The following is a 17,311-nucleotide window of genomic DNA, read 5'->3' on the forward strand; positions in this document are numbered from 1 at the left end:
CCCGGCGCCCGCGGCACCCGCTCCGGCAGCGCCCGCCGCGCCTGCCCAGCCAGCCCCGGCCGCTCCCGCGCCTGCGGCCCCGGCCGCCCCCGCGGCGCCCGCAGCACCGGCCCCCGTTCAGTTCCGCGGCGACCCCGACGAGTACGTGCGCGAACTGCGAGGCGAGGCACGCACCCACCGCGAGGCGAAGGAAGCCGCGGAGACGCTCGCCGCCGAGCGCGCGCAGGAGAACACCACCCTCGCCGCTGAGCGCGACCAGCTCCGCCGCGAGAACACGGTCATCCTCCGCTCGCAGGAGCTCGGAGCGAAGGCCGCCGCTCTCCTGGACTCGAAGGAGTTCACCACAGCTTTCGCCGCCGTCGACCTCGCGGATGCCGCGGCCGTCGACAAGGCGATCACCGACGCGCTCGAGAGGAACTCGGCGTTCAAGGCAGGACCGACACTCCCCGGCGCAAGCGGCGGCGGGCATCAGGGCGGTTCCGCGACCACACCCACCCCGACCCTGGATAGCGCCATCGCGGCGCGCATGCAGGGCTAACTCCCCGGAAGGGAGATGAACCATGCCCGTTACCCTCGCTGAGAGCAAGAAGAACGCCACCGAGGACCTGGACGTCGCGGCGATCGACGAGTTCCGCAAGGAGACCGCGATCTTCGACAGCCTCGTCTTCGAGGACGTCGTCAACCCGGCTGGCGGCGGCGCGACGCTCGACTACGGCTACCGCCGCGTCGAGACGCAGCGCGGCGCCGCGTTCCGTGCCTACAACACGGAGTACACGCCCGAGCACGTCACGACCACGAAGCACTCCGTCACCCTGGCTCCCCTCGGTGGCTCGTTCGAGGTCGACCGTGTCCTCGCCAAGATCGGCCCCGCCGCATCGGGCAGCATCGCGCTGAACATGCAGCAGACCGTGAAGGCAACGACCACGAAGTTCCAGGACGCCGTGATTAACGGCGACACCGCTGTCGAGGCCAACGGCTTCGACGGCCTGGACAAGGCCCTCACCGGCACGTCGACCGAGGTCGGCACCGGCAAGGTCACCGACTGGCGTGACTTCGACTCGGACACCCGCGCCGAGCACAAGGCGCTCGACGCCATCGACGACTTCCTGTCGTACCTCGACGGCGTCCCGTCCGTCATCCTCGGCAACGCCCGCGCCCTCGCGCGCGTGCGCGCCGCGGCCCGCCGCGCCGGCATGTACACCCGGAACCCCGTCGAGGGCCTGTTCGCAGACCTCGAGCAGAAGGTCCCGGTCACGCGTGAGATGTACGGGAACATCGCGTTCCTCGACCCGGGCACGAAGCCCGGCTCGAACAACCCGATCATCCCGATCGTCACCCGCACCGTCGCGACCGTCTCCACCAGCGGCCTCACCGACCTCTACGCCTACCGCGTGGGGATCGACGGCTTCCACGGCCTCTCCACGGTCGGCGGCCAGATCATCCAGACCTGGCTCCCCGACTTCTCCACGGCCGGCGCCGTGAAGAAGGGCGAGGTCGAGATGGGCCCCGTCGCCGTCGCCCTCAAGAAGACCAAGGCCGCTGCGGTCCTCCGCAACGTCCGCGTCCAGTAAGGAGAGTCGGATCATGGCGAAGACCAGCGTGAAGACGATCAAGACCCCCGTCGATGGGTTCACGGGCCTCGTCGCAGGCGTGCACTTCGTGGAAGGCGTCGGCAAGACCGACGACGAGTCCGCGATCGCCTACTTCGAGCGCCAGGGGTACGGGGTCGGCGACGATCCGGCCGACGACCCCACCGATCCCGACCGGAAGTACCCGGCCGGAGACCCGTCCGACAAGTGGACCAAGGACGAGCTCCTCGCGTACGCCGCCGATCGCAAGATCGACATCGGCGAGGCGAAGAACAAGCCCGAGATCTGGGGAGCGATCAAGCCGGGTGGCACACCCTACAAGGGCGTCACCACTCCTGAGGGAAAGGGGCTCGTCAACGACAGCACCGACCCGAAGGACGACGAGATCAAGGACCAGGAAGACCTCCCGGTCAAGTGACGTCGCAGCTCCCCGCACGGCCACGGTCGTGCGGGGAGCACCACCGACACGTAGCTCAGCGGATAGAGCCACGGTGCGCAGGTTCGAGTCCTGCCGTGTCGACCAGTACCCATCGGACAGCCTGAGGAGGCCGCCATGCGCATCACCCACCCCCGCCCGCAGCTCGGCCGCCAGCGCGACCTCGGCATCGAGTTCCGCGACGGCGTCGCGACCGTCGAGTCGCTGCACCCCGAACGCGAACTCGCTCTCCGCCAGCACGACTACACGATCGAAGCCGACCCCGAGGTCGAGGCCCCGTTCCAGGAAGCGCTCGGCGAGCCGATCATCGACCTCGAGCAGCTGACCCGCGCGCAGCTGCGCCGCATGCTCCCGAAGGACACCGACGTCTCCTCGAAGGCAACGCACGGCGAACTCGTCGCGGCCGTGGCAGCACTCCCCGCCTCGCCGATTCCCGGCAGCGTCGACAACGGCGACGGCACGTCCGATCACCCCGGCTACGGGACCGTCGAGATGGCAGACGGCACGGCGATCGGCGACGGCGAGACCCTCACCACGATCCCGACCGAGGACTGAGCATGGCCTCTCGCACCTACGCCACGCCGCAGGACTACGCGCGGCTTGCAGAGGAGGACTGGGACGGCGAAGCGACCGTGCTCCCGAAGCGGCTCCGGTCCGCCTCGATCGAGGTCGAGAAGCTCACCCGCCGAGCCGTCTACGACGTGGACGACGACGGCTACGCGACCGACTCGGACATATCCGAGGCGCTCACCGAAGCGACGTGCGCGATCGCCGAGTACTGGGTGCTCACCGACGATCCGACCGGCGCCGATTCGAACGCGGGTGCCGTGAAGATCGGCTCAGTTTCGCTCGGCACGACGTCGTCGAACAACGACAACCTCACCGAACGCCAGAAGCTCGAGCGGCGCATCGGCACCCGCGGTATCGACATCCTGACGACGGCCGGGCTCATCGGCGCGGCCGTCGCGCACACGTAGGAGGTCGCCGTGGTCCGCCTCCGTGCGAAGCATCTCCCCCACCGTGTCGACGTCGTCCCGCACGAGGGCGACGGCGCGGAGGGCGACATCTGGGGCGATCTGCGCGAGGACCGTCCCGCGTACGTCGAGCAGAAGACTCGCCTTGTCGTTGACCGCCGTGCGACGTCGCCCACGCGCGGGCAGGAGATCGAGTCGACTGCGTTCGTCGTCCTGCTCCTCGAAGACGACACCCCGCCGACCTCTCGCGTCACCGTCTGGAAGGGCACACCGCGCGAGCGCACCTCGGCGGTGATCGACTCCCAACGATTCGAATACCCGGGCACCCCGTCGCACATCGAGATCTACCTCGAATAGGAGGCCGCCATGCCTGTCGAGCGGACGAACAACTTCGGCGCGATCACCCAGCAGATCCTCGCGAACGCACGCATGGGCGTCGGCCTCGCCGGCGAACGCCTCCTCGCGCTCTCCGCTGCCGAGGTCCCCCTCGACCAGGGAACGCTCATGGGGTCCGGTGCCGTGTCGACGCCGCTCGGCGGTGAGGGGATCGAGGCGCAGGTCACCTACGACACCCCGTACGCGGCGCGCCTGCACGAGCACCCCGAGTACAACTTCCAGGACGGCCGCAAGGGCAAGTACCTCGAAGACCCGGCGCTGGAGCACAAGGACGAGCTGCTCGCGATCATCGCGAAGGAGGCTGGCCGTGGCTGACGCACCCGAGATCGTGCTGAACCGGGCGCTCGCGCTGCTGCTCGACGAGCATGAGCTGGCCGTGTACCACCCGGAAGGCGCGATCCCCGAACGTGGCATCCGACTCGACGGCGTCATGCCGACGACGGTCGACGAGTTCACCCTCCTCACCCCGCTCCGCCCGATCCCGGACGGCCGCGCCGACATGACGTACCGGACCCAGATCTACACGCGCCGGAAGGGCTCGATCCTCGTCGCCCGCGCCTGGGCCTCTGACCTCCGCGCCGTGCTCGATCAGACCGAGTACACGCCCGCCGCGCTCGGCATCTCGTGGGCGTGGGAGTTCTCCGGCGACGACTACGAACCCGACTCGCAGGGCCGCTCTGCAGCGGTCGCGACCTACTACTTCCGCGGGCGCCGCCCGTAGAACCGCCAGGACCTCCCTGGCATCCACCCACCGAAGGAGACGGCATGTCCGATCACACCCTCTACGACACGACGGCCCCTTCGGCGGGGTCGCTCGCGCTCGCCCACCAGAAGATCCTCCGCGTCAAGCAGAACGGCGTCTTCATCAACATCACCGGCGACATCAACAACCTCGCCGGGAACCCGACGCCGATCACCGTCCAGCGCGAGGTGTACGGCACGAAGGGTCGCACCTCCGGCGACATCATCGGCTACAACTTCGCGCCGTCGTTCTCGGCCGAGGGCGTCCGCGACCCCGCGACCAAGCAGCTCGTCGCCTCGCAGGCCTGGCTCGTCGACCTCCTCGACGCCGCGTTCTCCGAGGGCGAGGACAACAAGCGCGAGTTCCAGTGGGGCGACGCGCTCGACGAGCGCCTTCCCTGGTTCCAGGGCAAGTTCTCCGTCGCCGTTGCCGACCTGAACACCGGCTTCGCCGACAAGGGCGGCTGGACGTTCACGCTCACCAACGATGGCGTGGTCGACCGCATCGAGTCCCCCATCGCGGGCGACGGATCCCCGACGATCGAGTCCGCGGCTCCCGCGGGCCAGGGCGTCGGCGACCTCATCGTCCTCCGCGGCTACGGCCTCGACACCGTCACGGCCGTCACCATCGACGGCGCCGCAGTGTCGAAGCTCATCCCGGTCGACAACGGCATCGCCGTGCTCATCCCGACCGGCGTCGCCGGCACCGCCGCGATCATCGCGACGAACCCCGCCGGAGCGTCCGAGCCGTTCGATTACACCGCCGCCTGACCGGCAGGAAGCAGGGTTCCTCGTGGTCACCGCATCTGAGGTCGGTCGCGACCTGCATCTGACCGTGGAGGGCGTCGCACCGTACGTGGTGCGGCCCCTCCCCGGTCGGATCGGCGAGCAGATCACCTCCACCTACCTCCAGATCTCCGTTGGTCTCGCCACCACCGAGGACATGACGGACGCGTTCCGCATGGCCCTCGACGGCGGCGTGCTCGACGGCGACCGCTACGTGCCGCTCCCCGTCGAGGAGCAGCACAACTACAACCGCCTCCAGGACGAGCTCCGCACCGCGGAGGCCGAGTCGATCCTCATGCCTGCGTTCCTCTGGCAGACCGTGCTCGGCCTGTCCGGCGTCACCGCGTTCATCGAGGGCGGTGAAGGCGTCGCCGGAGGGGTAAAAGCCCTCTGGGCGCTGACCGCGCGTTTGGGGATCTCTCCCTCGCGGACATCGCCCAGTTCGGCGTTGGACGACCTGATCCAGCTACAGGCCGTTTCCCCGAGTACGCCTTCCCCCCAGGGTGGCGTGAAGCCCGGGAAGCAGCCGCGCGACAGGCAGCCCAAGCAGAGCAGCAGCTGACCTCGGCGACGTCCCGCGACATCTGGAAGACCGCGCTCCCGCAGCTCTACGGCGAGGTCGAACTCGACCTCGCACAGCATCACCTGATCTCTGACCTCGACCGCGCCCTCGACACGAGGACGTGGCACTTCGTCCGCTCCGCCGTGACCCGGCTGATGGACATCGACGCCTCGTGGCTGCGAAGGACGGTGATCGCCGATGTTCGACGCCGGAGCGATCGTATTCCACATCAAGGCAGCGGGAGCGGCGCTGTTCCGCCAGGAGATGTCGGAGGCCGACAAGGCAGCTGAGCGCCTCGGCCGCACCTCGGAGACCGCGTCGTCGAAGACGGAGCAGCTCGGGTCGAAGCAGGAGACCGCGGCTCAGAAGGCTCGGCGTCTCGCTCAGGAGCAGGCCGCCGCCGAGAAGGCCGCGCGCGAGTACGCCGACGCGCAGGAGCACGTCGGGAAGATGCTCGTCGGCGCGGGCGCCGCGATCGTCGGCACCACCGGTCTCGTCGTGAAGTCCGCGATGGACTGGGAGTCCGCGTGGGCGGGCGTCACGAAGACCGTCGAGGGCACCCCGCAGGAACTCGACGCCGTCGAGCAGGGGCTCCGCGACCTCACGGGCGTCCTCCCGGCGTCGCACGACGAGATCGCGGCTGTCGCTGAGGCCGCCGGTCAGCTCGGCGTGAAAACGAAGGACGTCGTCGGCTTCACCCGCACAATGATCGACCTCGGCGAGACGACGAACCTCACCTCGGACCAGGCGGCGACCTCGCTCGCGCAGCTCATGAATATCATGGGCACCGCGGGCGAGGACGTCGACCGGCTCGGCTCCACGATCGTCGCGCTCGGCAACGACGGGGCCTCGACCGAGGCCGAGATCGTGTCCATGGCGCAGCGCATCGCTGGCTCCGGCAAGCTCGTCGGCGCGACCGAGGGTGAAGTGCTCGCCCTCGCGAACGCCCTCGCCTCGATGGGTGTCACCGCCGAGCTCGGCGGTGGCGTCGCGTCCCGCATCCTCCAGGACCTCTACTCCGCAGTGCAGACCGGCGGGCAGAAGCTCGAGGGCTTCGCTGCCGTCGCTGGCGTCTCCGCGAAGGACTTCGCCACCGCGTTCAAGAACGACCCCGTCCGCGCGATGGGCTCGTTCGCGACTGGCCTCAACGGTGTCGAGGCCGCCGGCGGGAACGTCGTGCAGACGCTCAACGACCTCGGATTCAAGTCGACTGAGGAGCAGCGCGTCCTCCTACAGCTCAAGTCCTCCGGCGACCTCCTCACGGACTCGCTCGAGCTCCAGAACACGGCGTGGCAGGAGAACTCTGCCCTCACGAACGAGGCCGCGAAGCGTTACGACACCGTCGAATCGCAGCTCGGCATCATGCGCAACCGCATCAACGACGCCGCGATCGACCTCGGCTCCGTGTTCCTGCCCGTCGTCTCCGACGTCGCGGCCGGCATCGGAGACTTCGCTGACGGCGTCGCATCGCTCCCCGCGCCACTGCAGGAAGCGATCGCTGTCGGCGGGCTGCTCGTCGGCGTCGTTGCGCTCGTCGGCGGCACCGCCATGATCGCGGTCCCGAAGGTCATCACGCTCTGGCAGCAGATCCAGATGCTCAGTGCCAGCGGTACCCGTGCGGGCTCCGCGCTTCGCGGCATGGCCGGATTCCTCGGCGGCCCCTGGGGTGTCGCCCTCGTCGCCGCGACCGCGCTGATGGTCGGCCTATCGAAGGCGAACGAGCAGGGTCGCGCGTCCGTCGAGGACCTGCAGAACTCCCTCGTCACAGGCGCATCGTCCGCGGACCTGTTCGCACAGTCCACCAGCGGCCGGAGCGTCGAGAAGTTCTTCTGGGGCGACTACGCCGAGAGTTTGAAGGACCTCCCGAACCTGCTCGATCGCGCCGCGAGCGCATCGAACGATTGGCTTGACCTCACCTTCCAGGAGCAGGGCGCGCTCGGAAGCATCGAGGAGATCGGCCAGGCCCTCGCGAAGCTCGCGACCACCGACCTCCCAGCGGCGTCGCGGTCGTTCCAGCAGCTCGTACAGGATCAGAACCTCACTGACGAGCAGGCGCAGGAGCTTCTCCGGCGGATGCCGGATCTCCGCAACGAGCTCGTGCGCCTCGCAACCGAGAACGAGGAGGCCGGCGACGACGTCGCGCTGCTGAACAAGCTCCTCAAGGAGAGCGCGAAGGAGTCGCAGACCGCATCCGAGGCGTACATGGAGCAGTCAGACTCCGTGCAGAGCCTGACTGACGAGCTGATCGAACTGATCGAGACGATCAACACGGCGAACGGCCTCAACCAGGACGCGATCAGCGCGAATGCCGACTACCAGGCGGCTCTCGAAGGCATCACGACCGAGGTCGAACGGCAGAAGGAAGCGTACAAGGGCGCGCACGACACGCTCGACGGCTTCAACCTCTCCCTCGATGAGAACACCGCTGCTGGCTCCGCCAACGCGGAGGCGCTCGCTGGTGTTGCGGATGCTGCGCAGAACGCTGCGAGTAAGCAGTTCGAGCTCGATCAGCAAACGATGTCCGGGAAGGACGCCGCCGAGAAGTACGCGTCGACACTCGCCAATCAGCGGCAGAAATTCATCGAGTCCGCGATCGCCGCCGGCTACAACGCCGATGAAGTGAAAGCACTCGCGGATCGCGTGTTCCAGCTGCCGACCGAGCGCGAAGTGAAGATCCTCGCCGATACCGCGAAGGCTCAGACCGACGTCGATTCGTACATCAGCCGGAACACCGGGCGCGAGATCATCCTCAAGATCGGCACGTCGCGGGTTGCGCAGGGTGAGGGCGGCGGCGGTGGCATCACCCAGGCGGACGGCGGAGTGGTCTCGTATCACGCCAACGGCTCGGTGTCTGAGAACCACGTCGCGCAGATCGCTCGCGCTGGCGAGTGGCGGGTGTGGGCTGAGGACGAGACCGGCGGCGAGACGTATGTCCCGCACGCGCCGTCGAAGCGTGCACGGTCAGAGGCGATCATGGCCGAGACCGCGCGCCTCTTCGGTGGCACTTACATCCCGGCCGGCGCACAGCGGCTCGCCGAGGGTAGCGCCCTCACCGGGGCGCGCACCGCACCCGTCGCGACGTTCCCGGAGCGACTGAAGCTCGTCGTCGGCGAGCGGGAGTTCGACGCGTACGTGCGCGAGCACGGCGACGCTGCGGCGGCAGCCCGCGGCGACAAGGTGACCCGCGCGATCAAGAGCAGGAAGTGGGATGACGCATGAGCACTCTGACGCCGTTCCCGGACATGGCGCCGGTCCCGCGGATCCTCGTCGACGTTCCTGTCGCCGAGTTCCCCGCGGGGTCGGTGACCGTGTCGCTCACTCGCACGAGCGAGGGGCGCACGATGCAGGTCCGCGGCGGTCAGCGACTTCCTGCGACTTCCCCGGCGATCGTGATCGATGCCGAGGCGGGCTTCGGCATCGAGTCCGCGTACACGGTACTCGGCCACGATGCTTCCGGTGCGATCATCGGCTCGTGGCCGATCGGCTCCGCCGTGCTGAGCTTTGACCAGGTCGTCATTCAGCAACCGCTCGACCCGCGTCTCGCGGTCGTCGTGGCGAAGCTCTCGGGCACCGGCGCGGAACTCGTGCGGGAGACGCCTGGTGAACCGGCCTGGCCCCAGGGCAGCGCTCTCCCCGGAGTGATCGCGCTTGGCCCCCGCCGTGGCCTCGACGGTGTCGAGCTCGAGCTGATGGTCGACTCCCATGAGGCAGCCGACATTCTCCAGGCGTCGCTCGGCACCTACGAGCGTCGCCAGCTTCCGATCTGGCTGATCCGCACCCCGCCGGGGCGCCGCCTGCCGGCCGTCTTCTTCTGCCACGTCCCACGCCTGCGCGAGAAGGACGAGCTGATCCAGCTCGGCCTGACTCGCGTCCTCTACTCGGCGGTCGTCACCGAGACCAAGCCCCCGGCCGCTGGCATCACCGCGGCCGTGCTCACCCACTCGGACATGAAGGTGTTCTTCGCCACACACACCCAGGTGAAGGCCCTCTACGCGACCCACTCCGACGTGAAGCGCGACATGTCCCTGATCGGAGCAGCCAGTGCGTAACGTGTCCCAGACGTGCCGGGAGGTCATCGCGAGCGGTGTCTTCCAGGCGCACTGGACCGCCGATCTGTTCTACGACGGCGTGCCGCGCGCACAGAACCTGCTACTGCTGGATCCACAGTTCGCCTGGGACGCCTCCGCGCAGATTCAGGGCTCGGGGAAGTGCGAAATCCTCTGGGACGACATGTTCGGGCAGTCGATCGTGCCGCGCGAGATCGGGGACCTGTTCTCGCCCTACGGTGCCGAGCTGCAGGCAGACATCATCATCTCGGCTGGCGACTTCGTCGAGCGGGTCCCGATGGGACGGTTCGTGCTGGACTCGGTCCCGGACAGCGTCGAGCAGGCGATCGAGAACGCGCATGGCGGGCTTCCCGTCGTCGTCGAGTCGCGGGTGTCGCTCGATCTCGCCGACTACTTCCTCCGCATCGCGCGCGACGAGTTCCCGTTCCCGACCTCGCCGCGGTCGACGTCGATGTGGGACGAGGCGCAACGCCTCACCAGCCTCGCGGTCGTGCGCTCGATCCCCGACCGTACCCTGCCCAGAAACATCACGTACGACGAAGACCGCCTCGAAGCGCTCGGCAAGGTGTTCGGCCCATCGAACGCCTGGCCGACACTCACCCCTGCCGGCGGCCTCACCGCACGCCCGAAGGACTGGCCCGCCCCCGTGGCCCGTCTCGAGAACGTCCTCGCCTCGCCCCTGGTCATGCGCTCGGAGAACGTCTACAACCGTGTCGTCGTCGAGGGGAAGAATCCGACCCCTGACGGCCCGGTACTACGAGCGGTCCGGGAGATACGCCAGGGCTGGCTGCGAACCCGCAACCCGAATGGCACCCGGTCCCCGTTCGGCGGCGCGACATACCGGTATAAGTCCGAGTTCCTCACGACGCAGGACCAGGTCGATCGCACGGCCGACAGTCTGCTCCCCCGCGTCTCCCGCATCCGCTCGGTGACCCGGCGCATCACTGAGCCGTTCAACCCGCTCCGCGAGCTCGGCGACGTTCTCACGTTCGTCGACACTCAGCGCGGCGGCGACGAATCCCTCGTGCGCATCCGGTCCATCGAGCACAGCGGCGCAGAAACCGTGCTCGACGTGGAGGTGAAGCAGCGGTGATCTCCGAAGCAGATGTCATTCTCGCGGGCCTCGATGGTCGGACGAAGGTCGCCTCCCGAAAGGCGACCTTCGTCGGGATCGATACCGGCATGGCGCTCGTCGACATGGGCGACTCCCGTTTCGTATGCGATTTCGGGAACGGGTACATCCCGGGGCCTGGCGAGACCGTGCGCATCCTCTCCATCGGAGATCAGCACCTCTTGTTCCCCGCAGCGGGCCGCCCCACGGTCGGAACCGTTCTCACTGTGTCGTCGACCTCCGCGAGCGTCGCGACGAGCACGGGCACGTTCTCGATGCCCTTCGCTGGCACCGCTCCGACGTCCGGGGACCGCGTTGGCGTCGTCTGGGCCGAGGGCGAGCCCTGGTGCACCTCCAAGCTGTCATCGTCGCCGCCTGCGCCTCTCCCGCCGCCGCCTGACCCTGGGACGGTCGAACCGTCCGTGCGGTCGGCAGAGTTCCGCGCGATTGATGCCGGCTCCACCGACCGCAACCAGGTCCGCTGGTGGACCGGGCAGCCCCGCGCCGGGAACTCCACCTACGGCGCGTGGTTCTACGGCGGCCAGATCAAGGACACCATCCCGGCCGGCGCTCAGTTCGTCTCGATGGAGTTCTACGCCGCCTGGTGGCAGCGCCGCTACGCCGCCCCGAACTTCGGGCTCCACTCCGACCCGTTCAAGGCCGGCGTCCCCGCAGTCGTCGGTGCCGCGCCGTGGGCGCCGAACGAGGGATGGAACGCCATGCCCTACGGAGCCGACTGGTTCCCGAACCTCATCGCCGGTGGACCGCACTACGGCATCGGCCTCAACCAAGGCGGCGACAACATCTTCGCCAACCTCGCCCAGAACGCCATGTCTGGTGCGCTTCGAATCACATGGAGGTCCTGATGGGCAACAGCAAGAACCCCACCACGGGGAAGCGCGTCTTCAACGACGTCTACTCGTTCCCGCAGGACTCGCAGGACCTCGCTGACGACATCCACGACGCATGGAACGTGCGCCGCGGACCAGCCTCGGCGCGCACGACGTTCCCCGAGGGGCAGCTGCGCGAGGGCCTGATCTGGGTAGAGACCGACACTCGCATCTCGTACCGATGGTTCAGCGCGACAGGGTGGCAGCCAACCGACGCGCTGGTGCTCCTCGCTCGGCAGTCCGTCACCGGGGCCGGGACGATGAACTTCGACAACGTGTTCTCGAGCCGGTTCGAGAACTACCTCGTGCGCGTGAACATCCGAAGCATGTCAGCTGGTGGTGTCCCGGCGATGCAGCTGCGCTCTGGCGGAAACCCCGCCGCAGGTGCGTCGGACTACCGGTCGGTGAGCCGCACGAACTCGTCGACCGCGATCGCTGGGGCGACGACCGGTGAGGATCGTGCACCGTTGACGAAGGCGAGCGTTGCCGCCCTCTATGCGGAGGTGCGCATCTTCGATCCGGGGATCGCGTCGCGCACCGTATTTCTCGTGAACTCGCACGGCGTGGGATCGACGACCGCGGCGGAGAACGGCGACCTCAGCGTGCAGCACAACCCGGCCGTGGCCTACGACGGCTTCCGCATGCTGACCTCCGGCCCGCTGATCACGGGCGCCGTGTCCGTCTTCGGGATCGGCTGATCATGGGCGGCGCACTCATGATCGTCGACCTCGGGCATGGTCGCGGTTGGCTCGAGGTCGAGGCGGCGAAGAGCCAGGCGCGCATCGACAGGGCTCTCGGGCATCCGCAGCAGATCACCGAGGCGGGGCGGTCGTGGGAGCAGCAGAACGCGCACTGGCTCACCTTCCAGAAGTACGGGAAGCCGATCGCGTTGCACCCCGACACCCCGAGCGTGCACCAGAAGGGGCGCGCGAAGGACACCGACGAGCGCCCCGTCGCGCTGCTGAACGATCACGGGTGGTTCCAGACCGTCTTCCGGTGGATCAACGGTGTGTGGACGCTCGTGGAGCCGTGGCACTTCGAGTACTTCCCCGAGCGCGACAACCACCGGCACGAGGTGGTCGAGCTCGTCAACGACAACGGAACGTGGCGCATCGCGCCGGAAAAGGAGTGGGACGAAATGGCTACGGAAGCCCAGATCCGCGCAGTCGTGGCGGATGAAGTGCAGAAGGCGCTGGTGACGAGCAAGGCGATCACCGAGAAGGCGGTGAAGCAGTACTCGCGCGCAGGGGCGTACAAGATCGTCGGAGTGCAGGGGACGAAGAACGCTCCCGGACCGCACATGTACCTCACCGGCCCGGGCGGAAGTGTGCATCTCCCGACGCAGCCCGACGTCGATCTGATGCGCCGCTACATCCAGGCAACAGCCCACGTGCTCGACGCGCCTTACAACCCGAAGAGCGCGTCGGTGAACGGTGAAGAGTTGCTCACGCCTGCGCAGTTCAAGACCGCGATGCTGTGGATCGCTCGCATGAAGCCCGAGCCGGAGCCGGTGAAGTCCGCGGCGGCGAGCAGCTAGTGCCAGAGCTGGGGGCGATCGGTGGATGGGCGGTCGCCATCCTGACGGTCGTCATCACGTCGATCGTCTCCCTCTTCCCGAAGAAGGGCTCGATCGAGAACGCTCGGATCGACCAGCTACAGGAAGACCTCGCCGCCGAGCGCGAAGAGCGCAAGTCGCTCGCCACAGAGGTCAAGGACATTCGCGCCGAGCAGGACCGTCTCGCCCGGCGGGATCTCGCCTGGATCCTGCACTACGACCTCGTGAAGCAGGGCGTCGAGGCCGGAACGATCCCGCCCTGGCCCGCACTGCCCGAGATTCTTGGAGGTCCTCATGTCTGAGCCCGACGATCTGCTCAACGCATCCATCCGCGAACGTCGCCGTCTGGTCATCGTCTTCACCGCCCTCATCGCGGTCGTCGCGATCGCGCTCGGCGTGGGATGGCTCAGCGCATGGGGTGGCCGCGAAGCATGGCACGAGCAGGCGATGACGTGGCAGGACCGCTACGTCGAGCTGTACGACGAGTTCACCGTCGCGACGGGCGAGGAGCCGGACGCCCCAGAGCCGGGAGTCGTCGCCGAGCAAGGGCCGCAGGGCGAGCCCGGATCGCCCGGCGCCCCTGGCCCTGTCGGCCCAGCGGGGCCCTCCGGCACTCCCGGCCCGCAGGGAGCGCGCGGAGTCCCCGGTGATCCCGGTGATGACGGCGAACCCGGCGAACCCGGAGCCGCCGGACAGCAGGGCCAGACCGGCCAGTCCGGCGGGCAGGGTCCCGCCGGCGCAACCGGGCCGCAGGGCCCGAAGGGTGACGCCGGGGCACCCGGCCCCGCCGGCCCGCAAGGCCCCGCAGGAACACCCGGGCCGACATGCCCTGACGGGTACGCCGCCGAGACGCGGTGGATATCCGTCTCCGATTCCGACATCGGAATCTTCTACCCACAGCAGGCGATCGTCTGCATCCCAACTCCCACCGGAGGTACACCATGAGCAAGATCTGGTTCCCGATGCAGCGTGCTATCCGCACCGCGGCACAGGTCCTCGTCGGCGGCGCAGCCGTCCTCGCGACGATCGTCCTCGTCGCCCCGCAGATCGTCGACGCGGTCGCCGACGTCGTCCCCGGCCCGGTGATCGCCTGGGCCACTGCGGCCCTCGCGACGCTCGCCGCGATCAGCGCCGCGCTCTCTCGCGTGATGGCGATCCCCGCCGTCGACGAGTGGCTCCGACACATCGGCGCAGGATCCGCGCCCGCGCAGTTCGTCGTCGCGCAGATCGAAGGCAACGCGACCCCGCTGACCCGCCGCCAGTACCGCGCCATGCTCGACGGCGCGGACACCGGCACCGACGACACGTCGAAGCTCCGCGCGGCGATCTCTGAACACAACGATCGCATCGGACTCTGAACGCAGAAGACCCCCACCTAGCCTCCGGGCCGGGTGGGGGTCTTTCGTCGTTCCGAGGGGACGCCTGCGCCTGATGACGGGTGCTCTAGTATCGCGGGCATGGACCGAACGGTGCTCTCGACCTTCCAGCGACAGGTGGCCGATCAAGCCGCGCTCGGGCTTCGCGGCCTGGCGATCATGCATGCGGGGCTCACGGAACTCGATGCCGCGTGGGACGGAATCCCTGATCGTTCGGCGCTCGAGGCTGCCGGCAACGAGGTATGGGCCGGGGTGCAGATCTTCGTGACCGCATCGGGCAACGTGAGCAAGGCACTCTGGGGCAGCGGGGGCGAACGGGCGGGTCGCCGCGCGGACCTGCGGTCATCGCTCGGAGTGCTCGACGAGTCACCGCTGAGGGGGTTCACCTTCCGCAACCACTTCGAGCACTTCGACGAGCGGATCGACAGGTGGGCGAGTGCGTCCGACCGGCGAGTGCTACTCGATCGGCACATCGGCCCGGCAGACTCGGTATCAGGACCTGAGGGTCGGGAGAGGCTCCGCGTCCTCGACCCAGAAGCCGGGATCCTCTACTTCTGGGGAGACCAGTTCGACATCGCTCCGATCGCCGACGAGCTCACGCGATTACTCGGTCGAGCGGGCGCAGCGGCGGACTAGCGAATCCAGGGCTCTGATGCCGGAATGCTCTGGGTTAGACGCTGCGGACGCTGAGCATCTGCCATCCCTCAGGGACCTGCGCGACAAGGGCATCCATGCCCTCGGCTTCGATCTCGCGCAGGCCGTCGCGGCGGTCGAACCGCGCCGTCGTCTCGATGCCCTGAGCGCCCTTTAGCATGCGCGCCGGCGCCGAGACGAGGTCGAACCCAGACGGGGCGTGCTCGGCGAGCTGCGCGTGCACGTCCTCGAGCGAGTCGCCCACGAGTTCGACGGTGTGGGATTCGACGGGGCGGATGAGAGCGACGAGCATCAGTCCAGCCTAGGCACTCTGGGGGCGTCCAAGAGCGTAGGGTCGGTGGTCACGTAGAGCGGCAGGTCCACCGCATTCCCGTGGCCGAGGATCTCGGGCGTGCTCGGATCAGGAAGCGAGCGTCGGAACTGGCCGAGCGCGATCCACGGGGCGACGTCGGGGAGCGTGCGCAGCGCGGTGCACAGCGTCGCCGTGTACTCGTCTTCAAAGAACCCGAGCCACGTTCCGACGGCCTCGGCGAGCACGTCGACGCGGTCGCCCGCAGTCGCGCGCAGCTCGTCGAGAACGGGCCCGGGGTCGGACGTGTATCGGTTGCGGGAGCAGATCGCGTCGAGCGTGACGCTGAGCTTCACGGTGGGGGAGAGCCCTGCGGAGGGCATGACCGGATGTCCTTCCTCCGGCCGAGAGGACTCGATTCTACGTCGCGGCTCCGACGCTTAGCTGGCGTGCTCGATCAGAACGGTTGCGCCGTCGTCCGGGTGATAGCGCCACTCGATCTCGTACCCAGGCCAGTCATCAGTCTGCGCGCCGTCAAGCGCACGCGTCGCTCCGATCTTCGACTCGAGAGCAGCTGGCGCCCCGAGCTCGCGAAGGATGCAGAGCATGTCGTCGTAGGCGGGGCCGTTGTACTTGCCGACTCGGTGGAGGCTGAGGGTCTCGTCGTCGTCGAGGATCTCGACGTTCACGCTGGGGCGGGTGTTGCACTCGCCGAGCGCGAGGCCGAATGCAGCGAGTCGGTCGCGCTCAGCCTTCGCCGCTGCTTGCTCTGCCGCGGCCTTCTCTGCAGCCTCGGCGTTCGCGATCGACACCGGGATCGCGATGGCCGCACCGACCACGATGACAGCGGCGACGGCGATTGAGATCCACAGCCCGCGTCGGCGCTTTGGTGCTTCAACGGAGGATGGCGCGTCGGTTTCATCGGGCCGTGCTGCATCGGGAACGTCGGTCATGGTCGAGAGCATAGCGACCGGGAGTACCGCGCTGAAAGTCTCGATGACAGCGCTGATGGCCCTGTGTGGGTCTAGTTATGGTGCGTGTTGACCGCCCACCCGCCGCGCACCACATCGGCGATCGCGACGTGCAGACGGGAGCCGTCGGGCAGCGAGGCGTCGACGAACGGTTGGCTGATGTCGACGCGACGACCGGTGGATTGCAGCATCCGCTCGACGAGGTCGCGCACGACCGTCTCGCCGAGCCGTAGATCGACGCGCTCGGCCACTCCGCCCCGGGCGATGTGCACCTGGTCTCCCCCATTCACCCAGATCTCCTCGATCCCCGGATCGTCGAGCAAGGGCTGCAACGCCCCGTACCCGCTGACCGCCGCGAGCACATCGCGGACCGAGCGCGCCTCGTCGTCGATGAGTTCCTGCCCTCGGGCGAGTGCCAGGTCGTTGTGCCTGCGGACCTCGGCCTCGGTGATCCGACGGACGGCATCGGGATCGATCGAGGGGTCGGTGCCGTCGCTGCGCAGACGAAGGCGCACACGATCGGCCACGGCGAGAGAGGGAGGATTCACGCCGAGCATCCTCGCAAGAATCGCGAGAACGGCGCGGAAGTTATCCACAGCGAAGACGGAACGACCTCGGAACGGCCCTCGTGCTGCACTGAAGACGTAGCCTCCGACCCCTCGGAGCCCCCGGTGCCCGGATCGCCGCGGGGATGGTCACGCGGCCGTCGATCGGACGGTCGAGTCACCCGACGGATCGAGCGATCCCCGCCCTCTCCTTGTACCGGATTCTCCCGGGAAAGCGGAGGCCTCCGCTCGGTAGACTGTGAGCACCGCGCGGGAGTGGTGGAATTGGCAGACACGCAGGATTTAGGTTCCTGTGCCCCAGGGCGTGTGGGTTCAAGTCCCACCTTCCGCACAGGACGAGCGCATTCG

The 17,311-nt window shown here is 68.3% G+C and carries 23 protein-coding genes, 2 tRNA genes and 1 pseudogene; 22 read left to right on the forward strand and 4 right to left on the reverse strand.

What is annotated here, in order from left to right; genetic code table 11:
• The 21 genes and pseudogenes from KZC52_RS14070 to KZC52_RS14170 form a co-directional block, all read left to right on the forward strand.
• Positions 1-538: pseudogene (locus tag KZC52_RS14070) on the forward strand (hypothetical protein); the annotation flags it as partial.
• Between the two features lie 22 nt (positions 539-560).
• Positions 561-1,571, forward strand: coding sequence for a major capsid protein (locus tag KZC52_RS14075; protein WP_247624770.1), 1,011 nt, complete (start codon positions 561-563; stop codon positions 1,569-1,571).
• Positions 1,572-1,584: 13 nt separating this feature from the next.
• Positions 1,585-2,007, forward strand: a complete 423-nt coding sequence (locus KZC52_RS14080; RefSeq protein ID WP_247624771.1) for a hypothetical protein — start codon at positions 1,585-1,587, stop codon at positions 2,005-2,007.
• A gap of 44 nt (positions 2,008-2,051) precedes the next feature.
• Positions 2,052-2,112: transfer RNA gene (locus tag KZC52_RS14085), tRNA-OTHER, on the forward strand.
• 30 nt (positions 2,113-2,142) lie between these two features.
• Positions 2,143-2,580, forward strand: coding sequence for a hypothetical protein (locus KZC52_RS14090; RefSeq protein WP_247624772.1), 438 nt, complete (start codon positions 2,143-2,145; stop codon positions 2,578-2,580).
• Positions 2,581-2,582: 2 nt separating this feature from the next.
• On the forward strand, positions 2,583-3,002 hold the full coding sequence (locus KZC52_RS14095; RefSeq protein WP_247624773.1) for a head-tail connector protein: 420 nt from the start codon (positions 2,583-2,585) through the stop codon (positions 3,000-3,002).
• A gap of 9 nt (positions 3,003-3,011) precedes the next feature.
• A complete protein-coding gene (locus KZC52_RS14100; protein ID WP_247624774.1) occupies positions 3,012-3,356 on the forward strand; it encodes a hypothetical protein in 345 nt (114 codons plus the stop codon).
• Positions 3,357-3,365: 9 nt separating this feature from the next.
• Positions 3,366-3,710, forward strand: coding sequence for a hypothetical protein (locus tag KZC52_RS14105; RefSeq protein WP_247624775.1), 345 nt, complete (start codon positions 3,366-3,368; stop codon positions 3,708-3,710).
• Positions 3,703-4,116 (forward strand): hypothetical protein, encoded by a 414-nt coding sequence (locus KZC52_RS14110; RefSeq protein WP_247624776.1) that lies wholly within the window; start codon positions 3,703-3,705, stop codon positions 4,114-4,116. Before KZC52_RS14105 ends, KZC52_RS14110 begins: the two co-directional genes overlap by 8 nt.
• A gap of 44 nt (positions 4,117-4,160) precedes the next feature.
• Complete coding sequence (locus KZC52_RS14115; protein ID WP_247624777.1) at positions 4,161-4,907, forward strand: hypothetical protein; 747 nt, start codon at positions 4,161-4,163, stop codon at positions 4,905-4,907.
• A 22-nt stretch (positions 4,908-4,929) separates the two neighbouring features.
• Positions 4,930-5,484 (forward strand): hypothetical protein, encoded by a 555-nt coding sequence (locus KZC52_RS14120; protein ID WP_247624778.1) that lies wholly within the window; start codon positions 4,930-4,932, stop codon positions 5,482-5,484.
• Between the two features lie 198 nt (positions 5,485-5,682).
• Positions 5,683-8,703 (forward strand): phage tail tape measure protein, encoded by a 3,021-nt coding sequence (locus tag KZC52_RS14125; protein ID WP_247624779.1) that lies wholly within the window; start codon positions 5,683-5,685, stop codon positions 8,701-8,703.
• Positions 8,700-9,533, forward strand: coding sequence for a hypothetical protein (locus tag KZC52_RS14130; protein ID WP_247624780.1), 834 nt, complete (start codon positions 8,700-8,702; stop codon positions 9,531-9,533). The genes KZC52_RS14125 and KZC52_RS14130 overlap by 4 nt, the downstream gene beginning before the upstream one ends.
• Complete coding sequence (locus KZC52_RS14135; RefSeq protein ID WP_247624781.1) at positions 9,526-10,644, forward strand: hypothetical protein; 1,119 nt, start codon at positions 9,526-9,528, stop codon at positions 10,642-10,644. The genes KZC52_RS14130 and KZC52_RS14135 overlap by 8 nt, the downstream gene beginning before the upstream one ends.
• The gene (locus KZC52_RS14140) at positions 10,641-11,528 is read left to right on the forward strand and encodes a hypothetical protein (protein WP_247624782.1); all 888 of its coding nucleotides are present in this window, start codon (positions 10,641-10,643) and stop codon (positions 11,526-11,528) included. Before KZC52_RS14135 ends, KZC52_RS14140 begins: the two co-directional genes overlap by 4 nt.
• Positions 11,528-12,250 (forward strand): hypothetical protein, encoded by a 723-nt coding sequence (locus tag KZC52_RS14145; protein ID WP_247624783.1) that lies wholly within the window; start codon positions 11,528-11,530, stop codon positions 12,248-12,250. Before KZC52_RS14140 ends, KZC52_RS14145 begins: the two co-directional genes overlap by 1 nt.
• A 2-nt stretch (positions 12,251-12,252) precedes the next feature.
• Positions 12,253-13,089, forward strand: coding sequence for a M15 family metallopeptidase domain-containing protein (locus KZC52_RS14150; RefSeq protein ID WP_247624784.1), 837 nt, complete (start codon positions 12,253-12,255; stop codon positions 13,087-13,089).
• Positions 13,089-13,409, forward strand: coding sequence for a septum formation initiator family protein (locus KZC52_RS14155; RefSeq protein ID WP_247624785.1), 321 nt, complete (start codon positions 13,089-13,091; stop codon positions 13,407-13,409). Before KZC52_RS14150 ends, KZC52_RS14155 begins: the two co-directional genes overlap by 1 nt.
• Entirely contained in the window at positions 13,402-14,052 is a 651-nt protein-coding gene (locus tag KZC52_RS17440; protein ID WP_281731605.1) for a collagen-like domain-containing protein, read from the forward strand. Before KZC52_RS14155 ends, KZC52_RS17440 begins: the two co-directional genes overlap by 8 nt.
• A complete protein-coding gene (locus tag KZC52_RS14165; protein WP_247624786.1) occupies positions 14,049-14,465 on the forward strand; it encodes a hypothetical protein in 417 nt (138 codons plus the stop codon). Before KZC52_RS17440 ends, KZC52_RS14165 begins: the two co-directional genes overlap by 4 nt.
• A gap of 99 nt (positions 14,466-14,564) precedes the next feature.
• Positions 14,565-15,119, forward strand: coding sequence for a hypothetical protein (locus KZC52_RS14170; protein ID WP_247624787.1), 555 nt, complete (start codon positions 14,565-14,567; stop codon positions 15,117-15,119).
• Between the two features lie 34 nt (positions 15,120-15,153).
• Here the strand turns inward: KZC52_RS14170 and KZC52_RS14175 are convergent, their stop codons facing one another.
• The 4 genes from KZC52_RS14175 to KZC52_RS14190 form a co-directional block, all read right to left on the reverse strand.
• Entirely contained in the window at positions 15,154-15,429 is a 276-nt protein-coding gene (locus KZC52_RS14175; RefSeq protein ID WP_247624788.1) for a hypothetical protein, read from the reverse strand.
• Complete coding sequence (locus KZC52_RS14180) at positions 15,429-15,809, reverse strand: hypothetical protein (protein WP_247624789.1); 381 nt, start codon at positions 15,807-15,809, stop codon at positions 15,429-15,431. Before KZC52_RS14180 ends, KZC52_RS14175 begins: the two co-directional genes overlap by 1 nt.
• A gap of 57 nt (positions 15,810-15,866) precedes the next feature.
• The gene (locus KZC52_RS14185) at positions 15,867-16,379 is read right to left on the reverse strand and encodes a hypothetical protein (protein ID WP_247624790.1); all 513 of its coding nucleotides are present in this window, start codon (positions 16,377-16,379) and stop codon (positions 15,867-15,869) included.
• A 71-nt stretch (positions 16,380-16,450) separates the two neighbouring features.
• Positions 16,451-16,945, reverse strand: coding sequence for an ATPase, T2SS/T4P/T4SS family (locus KZC52_RS14190; RefSeq protein ID WP_247624791.1), 495 nt, complete (start codon positions 16,943-16,945; stop codon positions 16,451-16,453).
• A gap of 267 nt (positions 16,946-17,212) precedes the next feature.
• Here KZC52_RS14190 and KZC52_RS14195 point away from each other — a divergent pair.
• Positions 17,213-17,294: transfer RNA gene (locus KZC52_RS14195), tRNA-Leu, on the forward strand.
• Positions 17,295-17,311 lie beyond the last annotated feature (17 nt).

The organism is Microbacterium galbinum (genome assembly GCF_023091225.1).
Lineage (GTDB): Bacteria > Actinomycetota > Actinomycetes > Actinomycetales > Microbacteriaceae > Microbacterium > Microbacterium galbinum.

Excerpts from the sequence above, each read along its gene's own strand:
- KZC52_RS17440 (WP_281731605.1), top strand. The coding sequence starts at position 13,402 with ATGTCTGAGCCCGACGATCTGCTCAACGCATCCATCCGCGAACGTCGC.
- KZC52_RS14095 (WP_247624773.1), top strand. The coding sequence starts at position 2,583 with ATGGCCTCTCGCACCTACGCCACGCCGCAGGACTACGCGCGGCTTGCA.
- KZC52_RS14185 (WP_247624790.1), bottom strand. The coding sequence starts at position 16,379 with ATGACCGACGTTCCCGATGCAGCACGGCCCGATGAAACCGACGCGCCA.
- KZC52_RS14170 (WP_247624787.1), top strand. The coding sequence starts at position 14,565 with ATGGACCGAACGGTGCTCTCGACCTTCCAGCGACAGGTGGCCGATCAA.
- KZC52_RS14175 (WP_247624788.1), bottom strand. The coding sequence starts at position 15,429 with ATGCTCGTCGCTCTCATCCGCCCCGTCGAATCCCACACCGTCGAACTC.
- KZC52_RS14080 (WP_247624771.1), top strand. The coding sequence starts at position 1,585 with ATGGCGAAGACCAGCGTGAAGACGATCAAGACCCCCGTCGATGGGTTC.
- KZC52_RS14090 (WP_247624772.1), top strand. The coding sequence starts at position 2,143 with ATGCGCATCACCCACCCCCGCCCGCAGCTCGGCCGCCAGCGCGACCTC.
- KZC52_RS14130 (WP_247624780.1), top strand. The coding sequence starts at position 8,700 with ATGAGCACTCTGACGCCGTTCCCGGACATGGCGCCGGTCCCGCGGATC.
- KZC52_RS14105 (WP_247624775.1), top strand. The coding sequence starts at position 3,366 with ATGCCTGTCGAGCGGACGAACAACTTCGGCGCGATCACCCAGCAGATC.
- KZC52_RS14145 (WP_247624783.1), top strand. The coding sequence starts at position 11,528 with ATGGGCAACAGCAAGAACCCCACCACGGGGAAGCGCGTCTTCAACGAC.
- KZC52_RS14150 (WP_247624784.1), top strand. The coding sequence starts at position 12,253 with ATGGGCGGCGCACTCATGATCGTCGACCTCGGGCATGGTCGCGGTTGG.
- KZC52_RS14115 (WP_247624777.1), top strand. The coding sequence starts at position 4,161 with ATGTCCGATCACACCCTCTACGACACGACGGCCCCTTCGGCGGGGTCG.
- KZC52_RS14165 (WP_247624786.1), top strand. The coding sequence starts at position 14,049 with ATGAGCAAGATCTGGTTCCCGATGCAGCGTGCTATCCGCACCGCGGCA.
- KZC52_RS14075 (WP_247624770.1), top strand. The coding sequence starts at position 561 with ATGCCCGTTACCCTCGCTGAGAGCAAGAAGAACGCCACCGAGGACCTG.
- KZC52_RS14180 (WP_247624789.1), bottom strand. The coding sequence starts at position 15,809 with ATGCCCTCCGCAGGGCTCTCCCCCACCGTGAAGCTCAGCGTCACGCTC.
- KZC52_RS14125 (WP_247624779.1), top strand. The coding sequence starts at position 5,683 with ATGTTCGACGCCGGAGCGATCGTATTCCACATCAAGGCAGCGGGAGCG.